Origin of the sequence: Curtobacterium sp. MCLR17_031, from assembly GCF_003234775.2 — a bacterium.
GTDB lineage: Bacteria > Actinomycetota > Actinomycetes > Actinomycetales > Microbacteriaceae > Curtobacterium > Curtobacterium flaccumfaciens.
In genome coordinates this window covers 2,128,819-2,139,754 of the sequence record NZ_CP126270.1, presented here as the reverse complement: position 1 = coordinate 2,139,754, position 10,936 = coordinate 2,128,819, and the positions used below count along the sequence as shown (strand labels likewise).

General features: G+C 71.3%; 9 protein-coding genes. All 9 read left to right on the top strand.

Features of this window, described 5'->3' with window-relative positions; genetic code table 11:
- Window positions 1–40: 40 nt before the first annotated feature.
- On the top strand, window positions 41–1,732 hold the full coding sequence (locus DEI96_RS10185; protein ID WP_111023064.1) for an ABC1 kinase family protein: 1,692 nt from the start codon (window positions 41–43) through the stop codon (window positions 1,730–1,732).
- A gap of 164 nt (window positions 1,733–1,896) precedes the next feature.
- The gene (gene efp, locus DEI96_RS10180; protein WP_017887175.1) at window positions 1,897–2,460 is read left to right on the top strand and encodes an elongation factor P; all 564 of its coding nucleotides are present in this window, start codon (window positions 1,897–1,899) and stop codon (window positions 2,458–2,460) included.
- Between the two features lie 11 nt (window positions 2,461–2,471).
- Window positions 2,472–2,924, top strand: a complete 453-nt coding sequence (nusB, locus tag DEI96_RS10175; RefSeq protein WP_027465744.1) for a transcription antitermination factor NusB — start codon at window positions 2,472–2,474, stop codon at window positions 2,922–2,924.
- A gap of 24 nt (window positions 2,925–2,948) precedes the next feature.
- Complete coding sequence (pyrR, locus tag DEI96_RS10170; RefSeq protein WP_017887177.1) at window positions 2,949–3,548, top strand: bifunctional pyr operon transcriptional regulator/uracil phosphoribosyltransferase PyrR; 600 nt, start codon at window positions 2,949–2,951, stop codon at window positions 3,546–3,548.
- A complete protein-coding gene (locus DEI96_RS10165) occupies window positions 3,548–4,522 on the top strand; it encodes an aspartate carbamoyltransferase catalytic subunit (protein ID WP_111023063.1) in 975 nt (324 codons plus the stop codon). Before pyrR ends, DEI96_RS10165 begins: the two co-directional genes overlap by 1 nt.
- Complete coding sequence (locus tag DEI96_RS10160; protein WP_110864573.1) at window positions 4,519–5,877, top strand: dihydroorotase; 1,359 nt, start codon at window positions 4,519–4,521, stop codon at window positions 5,875–5,877. The genes DEI96_RS10165 and DEI96_RS10160 overlap by 4 nt, the downstream gene beginning before the upstream one ends.
- On the top strand, window positions 5,874–6,437 hold the full coding sequence (locus DEI96_RS10155) for a PH-like domain-containing protein (RefSeq protein ID WP_051596738.1): 564 nt from the start codon (window positions 5,874–5,876) through the stop codon (window positions 6,435–6,437). Before DEI96_RS10160 ends, DEI96_RS10155 begins: the two co-directional genes overlap by 4 nt.
- Window positions 6,434–7,633 (top strand): glutamine-hydrolyzing carbamoyl-phosphate synthase small subunit, encoded by a 1,200-nt coding sequence (gene carA, locus DEI96_RS10150; protein WP_071403717.1) that lies wholly within the window; start codon window positions 6,434–6,436, stop codon window positions 7,631–7,633. The genes DEI96_RS10155 and carA overlap by 4 nt, the downstream gene beginning before the upstream one ends.
- Window positions 7,633–10,926 (top strand): carbamoyl-phosphate synthase large subunit, encoded by a 3,294-nt coding sequence (carB, locus tag DEI96_RS10145; protein ID WP_111023062.1) that lies wholly within the window; start codon window positions 7,633–7,635, stop codon window positions 10,924–10,926. The genes carA and carB overlap by 1 nt, the downstream gene beginning before the upstream one ends.
- The last annotated feature ends 10 nt before the right edge of the window (window positions 10,927–10,936 follow it).

Below are 10,936 nucleotides of genomic sequence, written 5' to 3'. Positions count from 1 at the left end.
GCACGCTGCGGACCCAGCACCGGGGAGCAGACTGACGGGCGTGCCCACCCCACCCCGACTGAGCGACCTCTCCGGCCCGCGCGACGCCGACACCGGCAGCCTGCGCTCCCGTGGTCGACGCTTCACCGAACTCCTCTCGATCGCCCGCCGCCACCACCTGGTGCCCTTCCGTCGTCTCGACTTCTCGCACGACCCGGCCACCTCGGACCTGCGTCGCGACCAGGCCGAGCACCTGCGCCGGGCGCTCGAGGAAGCCGGTGGTGGATTCGTGAAGATGGGCCAGCTGCTGTCCACCCGTGACGACCTGCTGCCCGAGGAGTGGACCGAGGGACTCGCCCACCTGCAGCGGAACGTCACGGCGGCGCCGGCGGACGAGGTCCGTGCGCTCCTCGAGCAGGAGCTCGGTGCCCCGGTCGACCAGGTCTTCGCGACCTTCGACCCGGTGCCCGTCGCAGCGGCGTCCATCGCGCAGGTGCACCGCGCCCGGCTGCCCGACGGCACCGCGGTCGCAGTGAAGGTGCAGCGGCCGGGGATCGACGCAGCGGTGCGCCGCGACGTGGACATCGCACTGCGGGTCGTCCGGTTCATGGCCCGGTGGTCGACCGAGGCGCGGCAGGTCGGCGTGCAGGACATCGCCGGCCAGTACGCGGACGACCTGATCCGGCAGGTCGACTTCGTCTCCGAGCTCCGGAACCTCACCGCGCTGCGTGCGGCCCAGGCCCGCAGCGCGCGTCCGGACGAGGTCCGGTTCCCGGACCCCTACCCGGACCTGTCCGGCCGGCGTGTGCTCGTGATGGAGTTCCTGGAGGGCGACACGCTCAGCGCGATCCGCGCCGAGCGTTCCGAGCGCGACCTGGACGCGCCGATGCGCGCCATCCTCCGCGCCTTCCTGCGCCAGGTGGTCTTCGACGGCCTGTACCACGCGGACCTGCACCCGGGGAACGTCCTGGTGCTGCCCGATGGTCGGCCCGCGTTGATCGACTTCGGATCGGTCGGGAGGCTCGACCCGGGTCTCCGGGACACGGTGCAGGACCTGTTGGCCGCGTACCTGCAGGACGACACGTCGCGGATCGCCGATGCGGTCCTGCGGATGGCACCCGTGCGCGATGCGCACGACGAGCCCGACTTCCGTCGGGACATCGCCCGCTTCGTCGCGGACGAGCTCGGGCCCGGTGCGCGCATCGGCGTCGACACCGTGGACGACGCGGTCGAGGTCTTCGGGCGGTACCGGCTGAAGCCACCGCCGGACTTCGTCGCCGCGGCACGCGCCCTGGCCATCTTCGAGGGCACGCTCCGCACACTCGCGCCGTCGTTCGACCTGCTCGAGGAGTCCCGCGGACTCGCCCGGGAGCAGATCACCGACCAGCTCCGGCCGGGCAAGCTCCGCGACCTGGCGGCGAAGGAACTGCTCGGCGTCGTGTCGGCTGCTCGTCGCCTGCCCCGCCGGGTGGACCGCATCGGCGAGGCGATCGAGACCGGCCGGTTCACGGTGAACATCCGGCTCTTCGCGGACAGCCGCGACCGGCAGCTCGTGTCCGGGATGATCCGGCGCATCCTGCTCGTGCTGCTCGGTGCGGGGGCGGGGATCCTGGCGATCGTCTACCTGTCCTTGCCGGCACGACCGACGGCGGCCCTGTCCACGGGGGTCGCGGGCGGGTTGCTCGGGGGAGCGGCGGTGGTGCTGCTCGGCTGGGCGGCGATCGACGCCTGGCTCGCTCGACGGCGACGCTGAGCCCGGGCCGGGCGCCCGCCGGGCCCGGCGCCCGCCCGGGACCGGCGCGTCCGGCACGCACGCGCACCGCTCCGGCTGCCGGGCGGGCGTCCGCTACACTCGTCCGGGGCCGGCCGCGGCCCGAGGACACTTCACAACACGACCGAACGGGACACCGACGACTCATGGCCAGTACCACAGACATCAAGAACGGCGCCGTTCTCATCATCGACGGCCAGCTGTGGTCGGTCGTCGAGTTCCAGCACGTCAAGCCGGGCAAGGGCGGCGCCTTCGTGCGCACGAAGCTCAAGAACGTCGTCTCCGGCAAGGTCGTCGACCGCACGTTCAACGCCGGCGCGAAGATCGACACCGCCGTCGTCGACCGTCGTGACTACCAGTTCCTCTACGAGGACGGCGACTCCTACGTGTTCATGGACACCGACACGTACGACCAGATCCCGGTCTCCGCGACCGTGGTCGGCGACGCCAAGAACTACCTGCTCGAGTCCGCGATGGTCACCATCGCGATGAACGAGGGCAACCCGCTGTACGTCGAGCTCCCGACGTCGATCGTCACCGAGGTCGAGACCGAGCCCGGCCTGCAGGGCGACCGTTCCTCCGGCGGCACCAAGGACGCGACCATCATCGCGACCGGCCACCGCATCCAGGTCCCGCTGTACCTGGAGAGCGGCACCCTGGTGAAGATCGACACGCGCGACGGCAGCTTCCTCGGCCGCGTCAACTCCTAGGCGCTGACCGTATGAGTGCTCGTTCGAAGGCCCGCAAGCGCGCCCTCGACATGCTGTACGTGGCCGAGGTGCGGGAGCTGCCGATCGCGGACGTGCTCGCCACAGAGACGGTCCGGCACCTGGACCAGCCGGAGCGTGCCTCCAGCTGGGACTACGCCCGCCAGATCGTCACCGGTGTCGACGACGCCCGCCACGAGATCGACTCGGTCATCGTCGACCACGCCCAGGGCTGGTCGATCGCCCGGATGCCGGTCCTCGACCGGTGCATCCTGCGGATGGCCGTCTGGGAGCTCCGGTTCAACCCGGAGGTGCCCGACGCCGTCGCCATCGCCGAGGCGGTCGAGCTCGCGCAGTCGCTGTCCACCGAGGACTCGGCCGGCTTCGTCAACGGCGTGCTCGGGGCCGTCGCCGGCGGTCGTGCACCGTCCGGTCGGACGGTCGCAGGAGACCAGGAGTCCCGGTAGGGTTGACCACGTCAGCATCCTTTAATGCCGTCCAGTGAGGCGGGGAAGGGGGTCGACGTGGGAACCAGAACGGTCCTGCAACAGCCCGACATCACGCGTGCCCTGACACGCATCGCGCACGAGATCCTCGAAGCCAACCACGGGGGCTCGGACCTCGTGCTCCTCGGCATCCCGACCCGCGGCGCCGTCCTCGCGGAACGCCTCGGCCGGATCCTGGCCGGCATCGAGCCGGAGTGGTCCTCGGCCGCCGGCGGCATCGGGACGGAGCGTGTCGGCACGCTCGACGTCACCATGCACCGCGACGACCTCGGTCACGGCATCGGCCGCGCGCCGCACCGGACGGTCATCCCCGCGGGCGGCATCGACGGCAAGGTCGTCGTGCTCGTCGACGACGTGCTGTACTCCGGTCGCACCGTCCGTGCCGCGCTCGACGCGCTGCAGGGCATCGGTCGGCCGCGTGCCGTCCGGCTCGCCGTGCTCGTCGACCGCGGCCACCGCGAGCTGCCGATCCGCGCGGACCACGTGGGCAAGAACCTGCCGACGGCGTCCGACGAGCGGGTCACGCTGCACCTGGCCGAGACCGACGGCGACGACACCGTGTTCATCGAGCAGGGGGTGGCGTGATGCGGCACCTGCTCTCCACCGCCGACCTGTCCCGCGACCAGGCCGTCCACATCCTCGACGTCGCCGAGGAGATGGCCGAGGTCAACACGCGCGAGGTCCGGAAGCTCCCGGCCCTGCGCGGCAAGACCGTGGTGAACCTGTTCTTCGAGGACTCCACGCGCACGCGCATCTCGTTCGAGGCCGCCGCGAAGCGCCTGTCCGCCGACGTCCTGAACTTCGCCGCGAAGGGCTCGAGCGTCTCGAAGGGCGAATCCCTGAAGGACACCGTCCAGACCCTCGGTGCGATGGGCATCGACGGCATCGTCATGCGCCACGGTGCATCGGGTGCGCCGCGGGTGCTCGCCGACGCCGACTGGATCGACGTGCCGGTGGTCAACGCCGGTGACGGTACCCACGAACACCCGACGCAGGCGCTGCTCGACGCCTTCACCATGCGCCGCCGCCTGCACGGCGCCGGCTCGCGCGGCCAGGGCCTCGACGGCGTGCGCGTCCTGATCATCGGCGACGTGCTGCACAGCCGGGTGGCCCGGTCGAACGCCTGGCTGCTCCGCACCCTCGGCGCGAGCGTGACCTTCGCCGCGCCGCCGACGCTCCTGCCCGCCACCCCGACCCCGTTCGGCGCCGCGGTGCACCACGACCTCGACACCGCCCTGGCCGAGGACCCGGACGTCGTCATGACGCTCCGCATCCAGCAGGAGCGGATGAACGACGCCTTCTTCCCGAACCCGCGCGAGTACACGCGGCACTGGGGTCTGACGGCGGCGCGCTTCGGTCGGCTGTCCGAGCGCACGCTGATCATGCACCCCGGTCCGATGAACCGCGGTCTCGAGATCGCCGGCATCGCCGCCGACGACCCCCGTTCGACCGTCGTCGAGCAGGTCGAGAACGGCGTCTCGGTCCGGATGGCCGTCCTCTACCTCGCCCTGACGGGCAGTGCCGGAACCGGCACCGACGCGAAGGAGTCCGCCGCATGACCGCTCACCTGATCCGTGGCGCGCAGCTGGTCGACGGCTCGCGTGCCGACATCCGTCTGGAGGCCGGGCGCATCACCGCGGTCGGGTCCGGTCTCGACACGGCCGGCGCCACCACCGTGGACGCGGACGGCCTCATCGCCCTGCCCGGTCTCGTGGACCTCCACACGCACCTGCGCGAGCCCGGTCACGAGGAGTCCGAGACCGTCCTCACCGGCTCGCGTGCCGCGGCCGCCGGTGGCTTCACCGCCGTGAACGCCATGGCGAACTCGAGCCCCGTCGCCGACACCGCCGGGGTCGTCGAGCAGGTCCAGGCCCTCGGTGACGACGCCGGCTACGTGACGGTCCGCCCGATCGGTGCCGTGTCGCAGGGGCTGCAGGGCACGCACCTGTCGGAGATCGGCGCCATGGCGACCTCCCGTGCGAAGGTCCGGGTGTTCTCGGACGACGGCTCGTGCGTGGCCGACCCGCTGCTCATGCGCCGCGCACTCGAGTACATCAAGGGCTTCGGCGGTGTGCTCGCGCAGCACGCCCAGGAGCCCCGGCTGACCATCGGCGCGCAGATGAACGAGGGCCGACTGTCCTCGGAGCTCGGCCTCGCCGGGTGGCCCGCCGTCGCGGAAGAGGCGATCATCGCCCGCGACGTCCTTCTCGCCGACCACGTCGGAGCACGCCTGCACGTCTGCCACGTCTCGACGGCCGGCAGCGTCGAGGTGATCCGGTGGGCGAAGTCCCGCGGCATCGACGTCACGGCCGAGGTCACCCCGCACCACCTCGTGCTCACCGAGGACCTCATCGCCGGTCACGACGGTGCGCCGGGCTACGACGCCCGCTACAAGGTGAACCCGCCCCTCCGCGCCCGCGAGGACGTCGAGGCGCTCCGCGCGGCCCTGGCCGACGGCACCATCGACATCGTCGCGACCGACCACGCACCGCACACCGCCGAGGCGAAGTGCTGCGAGTGGCCGGCCGCCGCGAACGGCATGGTCGGCCTCGAATCGGCGCTGAGCGTGGTGCAGTCCGCCGTGGTCGACGACGGCCGGCTCGACTGGGCCGACGTCGCCCGGGTGCTGTCCGAGGCGCCGGCGCGGATCGGCCAGGTCGAGGGGCACGGGCAGCGCATCGCCGAGGGAGCACCCGCCGAGATCACGCTCTACGACCCGTCGGCCAGCCGCGAGTTCGCGGTCACCGACCTCGCCGGCCAGTCGCAGAACTCGCCGTACCTCGGCATGACCCTGCCGGGCCGGGTCGTCGCGACCTTCCACCAGGGGTACGCGACGGTGCTCGACGGCCGGGTCGTCGACGCGGACACGATCGCGGCGCACGCCGCGGCCCTCCGGACAGGGGCGCGCGCATGAGCGGCGACGCGCAGCGCTGGCTCCTCGGCGCGGTGATCCTGCTCGCGGTCGCCGCCCTGTTCGTCGCGATGGCGCGCACCTGGCGGACGCGGACCAGGAAGCAGGCGGAAGCCGTGCCTCCAGTCCGGGTGCCGGCCGACCTGGCACCGGCGGTCGGGTCGTGGGACGGGTTCACCGTCGCGACGACCCGCGCCGACCAGCCGTTGGAACGCATCACCGCAGGCGGCCTCGGGTTCCGCGGCCGCGGTGGGGTGACGGTCCACGCGACCGGCGTGGTGATGCGCCTCGCCGGTACCGACGACCGCTGGATCGCGCGCGACGCGGTCCGCGGCGCCGACCGCTCCACGTGGGCGATCGACCGAGTGGTCGAACCCGGGGGACTGGTCCGTCTGCGATGGACGGCGACCGGCGCCGCAGGTGCGACGGACCTGGACACCTACTTCCGGTTCCCGGAGGGCGACGCAGCCGCGCTGCACGCCCTGCAGGGACTGACCGAGACCGGGCCGCAGGCGACTGCGGCCGATGCTCCGCGAACCGCGGGCGAAGGGAAGAAAGCATGACACGCGAACGGGCCGTCCTGGTCCTCGAAGACGGCACCCGGTACGACGGCTGGGCCTACGGCGCCCGCGGGCGCACGCTCGGCGAGGTGGTCTTCGCGACCGGCATGACCGGCTACCAGGAGACGCTGACCGACCCCTCCTACGCCGGACAGATCGTGGTGCAGACCGCGCCGCACATCGGCAACACCGGGGTGAACGACGAGGACCCCGAGTCCCGTCGCATCTGGGTCGCCGGGTACGTGGTGCGCGACCCCAGCCGCGTGGTGTCGAACCACCGCGCGAACGCCACGCTCGACGACCACCTGGTGCGCGACGGCATCGTCGGCATCTCCGGCATCGACACCCGAGCACTCACCCGCAGGATCCGCGACGCCGGTGCCATGAAGGGCGGCGTCTTCAGCGGCGCCGACGCGGCGCTGTCGGCCGAGTCGCAGCTGGACGCGGTCGTGTCGCAGGCGACGATGGCCGGCGCGAGCTTCTCGGCGGTCGTGTCCACGCCGGAGACCTACGTCGTCCCCGCCGTCGGCGAGCAGATCGGCACCCTGGCCGTGCTCGACCTCGGCGTGAAGGCCTCGACCACCCGGTACCTCGCGGCCCGCGGCTTCGAGGTGCACGTGGTGCCGCAGGACATCTCCGCTGCGGAGCTGGAAGCCCTCGCACCGGACGCTCTGTTCTACTCGAACGGCCCCGGCGACCCCGCCGCGTCGGACGCACAGGTGGAGCTGCTGCAGGACAGCCTGCGCACCGGCCGCCCGTTCTTCGGTATCTGCTTCGGCAACCAGCTGCTCGGCCGCGCGCTCGGCTTCGGGACCTACAAGCTGCCCTTCGGTCACCGCGGCATCAACCAGCCGGTGCTCGACACGACCACGGGCAAGGTCGAGATCACGAGCCAGAACCATGGCTTCGCGGTCGACGCGCCCCTCGGTGAGGTCCTCGAGTCCCCGGCCGGGTTCGGTCGGGTCGAGGTCTCGCACTACTCGCTGAACGACAACGTGGTCGAGGGCCTCCGCGCGCTCGACGTGCCGGCGTTCAGCGTGCAGTACCACCCCGAGGCCGCCGCCGGACCGCACGACAGCATGTACCTCTTCGACCGGTTCGCGGACATGGTGCGCGAGCGTCGCGACGGGGAGCCGCTCGACGCGGCCACTGCCGACGCCACGACCCCCGCAGCAGACATCACCAAGGAAGCGAACTGATGCCCAAGCGCGCAGACATCAACTCCGTCCTCGTCATCGGCTCCGGCCCGATCGTCATCGGTCAGGCCGCCGAGTTCGACTACTCCGGCACCCAGGCGTGCCGCGTCCTCCGGGCCGAGGGCGTCCGGGTCATCCTGGTCAACCCGAACCCGGCGACGATCATGACCGACCCCGACTTCGCCGACGCGACCTACATCGAGCCGATCACGAACGCGTCGCTCGAGGAGATCATCCGCATCGAGAAGCCGGACGCCGTCCTGCCGACCCTCGGCGGCCAGACGGCCCTGAACGCGGCCATCGCGCTCGACGAGGCCGGCATCCTCGCGAAGCACGGCGTCGAGCTCATCGGCGCCAAGGTCGAGGCGATCCAGCGCGGCGAGGACCGCCAGCTCTTCAAGGAGCTCGTGCTCGAGTCCGGTGCCGACGTCGCCCGCAGCCACATCGCGCACACGCTCGAGGAAGCCAAGGAGTTCGCGAAGGACCTCGGGTACCCGCTGGTCGTCCGCCCGTCGTTCACCATGGGCGGCCTCGGCTCGGGCTTCGCGTACAACGAGGCCGAACTCGTCCGCTTCGTCGGCGACGGGCTGCAGTCCAGCCCGACGACCGAGGTCCTGCTCGAGGAGTCCATCCTCGGCTGGAAGGAGTACGAGCTCGAGCTGATGCGCGACAACTACGACAACACCGTCGTCATCTGCTCCATCGAGAACGTCGACCCGGTCGGGGTCCACACCGGTGACTCGATCACGGTCGCCCCCGCGCTGACCCTGACCGACCGCGAGTACCAGAACATGCGGAACATCGGCATCGACATCATCCGTCGCGTCGGCGTCGACACCGGTGGCTGCAACATCCAGTTCGCCGTCGACCCGTCCAACGGCCGCGTCATCGTCATCGAGATGAACCCCCGCGTGTCCCGCTCGTCGGCCCTCGCGTCGAAGGCCACGGGCTTCCCGATCGCCAAGATCGCCGCGAAGCTCGCGATCGGCTACCGGCTCGACGAGATCGAGAACGACATCACGAAGGTCACCCCGGCGAGCTTCGAGCCGACGCTCGACTACGTGGTCGTGAAGACCCCGCGGTTCGCGTTCGAGAAGTTCCCGGCCGCCGACGCCACCCTGACCACGACGATGAAGAGCGTCGGCGAGGCGATGGCCATCGGCCGGAACTACGCCACCGCACTGCAGAAGTCGCTGCGCTCGCTCGAGAAGCGCGGGTCGAGCTTCCACTGGGACACCCCGGCGTCCGAGCTCGACAAGGACGCCCTGCTGGCGAAGTCGTCGATCCCGACCGACGGCCGCATCGTCACGGTCCAGCAGGCCCTGGTCGCGGGTGCCACCGCGGACGAGGTCTTCGAGGCCACCAAGATCGACCCCTGGTTCATCGACCAGATCGTGCTCATCAACGAGGTCGCGGACGAGGTCCGGGCCGCCGACACCCTCGACGCGGACACGATGCGCTGGGCGAAGGAGCACGGCTTCAGCGACACCCAGATCGCGAGCCTGCGCAGCACGGACGCGGCACCGGTCTCCGAGCAGCAGGTCCGTGACGAGCGGCACGCCCAGGGCATCCGACCGGTCTTCAAGACCGTCGACACCTGCGCCGGCGAGTTCCCCGCCCTGACGCCGTACCACTACTCCTCGTACGACACCGAGACCGAGATCACGCCGAGCGACCGCAAGAAGGTCGTCATCCTCGGCTCCGGCCCGAACCGCATCGGACAGGGCGTCGAGTTCGACTACTCGTGCGTGCACGCGTCCTTCGCGCTGAGCGCCGCCGGGTTCGAGACGATCATGATCAACTGCAACCCCGAGACCGTGTCGACCGACTACGACACCTCGGACCGCCTGTACTTCGAACCGCTGACGGCCGAGGACGTCCTCGAGGTCATCGAGGCCGAGGCCGCCTCCGGCGAACTCGTCGGCGTCGTCGTGCAGCTCGGTGGCCAGACCGCCCTCGGCCTGGCGAAGCCGCTCGAGGCCGCGGGCATCCCGATCCTCGGCACCAGCCCCACCGCGATCGACTCGGCCGAGGAGCGCGGACAGTTCTCCGCCATCCTCGACGCCGCCGGCCTGCTCGCACCGCGGAACGGCACCGCCCACGACCTGGCGAGCGCGACCACGGTGGCCGAGGAGATCGGGTACCCCGTCCTCGTCCGCCCGTCGTTCGTGCTCGGCGGCCGTGGCATGGAGATCCTCTACGACTCCCCGTCGCTCGCGGACTACTTCGACCGGATGGCCGACCAGGCGATCATCGGCCCGGAGCTCCCGCTGCTGGTCGACCGGTTCCTGGACGACGCCGTGGAGATCGACGTCGACGCGCTCTTCGACGGCGAGCGGCTCTACATCGGCGGCATCATGGAGCACCTCGAAGAGGCCGGCATCCACTCCGGCGACTCGGCCTGCACCCTGCCCCCGGTCGGCCTCGGCCGCGCGGAGATCCAGGGCGTCGTCGACGCGACCGAGAAGATCGCCCGCGGCATCGGTGTGCAGGGCCTGCTCAACGTCCAGTTCGCCATCGGCGCCGGCGTGCTCTACGTCCTCGAGGCGAACCCGCGCGCCAGCCGCACCGTGCCCTTCGTCTCGAAGGCGCTCGGCATCCCGCTGGCCAAGGCCGCGTCCCGCATCATGACCGGCACCACGGTCGCCGAGCTCGTCGCCGAGGGCATGCTGCCCGAGCGTGACGGGGCGTTCGTCCCTGCACAGTCGCCGGTCGCCGTGAAGGAGGCCGTGCTGCCCTTCCGTCGCTTCCGCACCCGCGAAGGCCAGGTCGTCGACTCGGTGCTCAGCCCCGAGATGCGCTCCACCGGCGAGGTCATGGGTATCGACCGCGACTTCCCGCGGGCGTTCCTCAAGTCGCAGGACGCCGCGTACGGCGGCCTGCCGACCAGCGGCACGGTCTTCGTGAGCGTCGCCGACACCGACAAGCGCGCGATCGTGCTGCCGGTGCACCGCCTGCAGCAGCTCGGCTTCACGATCATCGCGACCGAGGGCACGGCGGAGATCCTCCGCCGCAACGGCATCGAGGTCGGGATCGTCGGCAAGTACAGCCAGGGCGGCGAGAGCGTCGTCGACCTGCTCGCCCGGGGCGAGGTCGACATCGTGATCAACACGCCGTCGGGTGCCGCCGGTCGTGCGGACGGGTACGAGATCCGTGCGGCCACGGTCGCGGCGGACAAGCCGCTGTTCACGACGATCGCGCAGATCGGGGCCGCCGTCGCGGCGATCGAGACGATCGGTTCGCCGCTCAACGTCCGCAGCCTGCAGGACTACGCGCTCGAGCGCGCGACCTGGTGACGGCTGCCAG

Coding starts and splice junctions, on each gene's coding strand:
- DEI96_RS10165 (WP_111023063.1), top strand. CDS start 3,548: ATGCGGCACCTGCTCTCCACCGCCGACCTGTCCCGCGACCAGGCCGTC.
- DEI96_RS10160 (WP_110864573.1), top strand. CDS start 4,519: ATGACCGCTCACCTGATCCGTGGCGCGCAGCTGGTCGACGGCTCGCGT.
- efp (WP_017887175.1), top strand. CDS start 1,897: ATGGCCAGTACCACAGACATCAAGAACGGCGCCGTTCTCATCATCGAC.
- nusB (WP_027465744.1), top strand. CDS start 2,472: ATGAGTGCTCGTTCGAAGGCCCGCAAGCGCGCCCTCGACATGCTGTAC.
- DEI96_RS10155 (WP_051596738.1), top strand. CDS start 5,874: ATGAGCGGCGACGCGCAGCGCTGGCTCCTCGGCGCGGTGATCCTGCTC.
- carA (WP_071403717.1), top strand. CDS start 6,434: ATGACACGCGAACGGGCCGTCCTGGTCCTCGAAGACGGCACCCGGTAC.
- pyrR (WP_017887177.1), top strand. CDS start 2,949: ATGCCGTCCAGTGAGGCGGGGAAGGGGGTCGACGTGGGAACCAGAACG.
- carB (WP_111023062.1), top strand. CDS start 7,633: ATGCCCAAGCGCGCAGACATCAACTCCGTCCTCGTCATCGGCTCCGGC.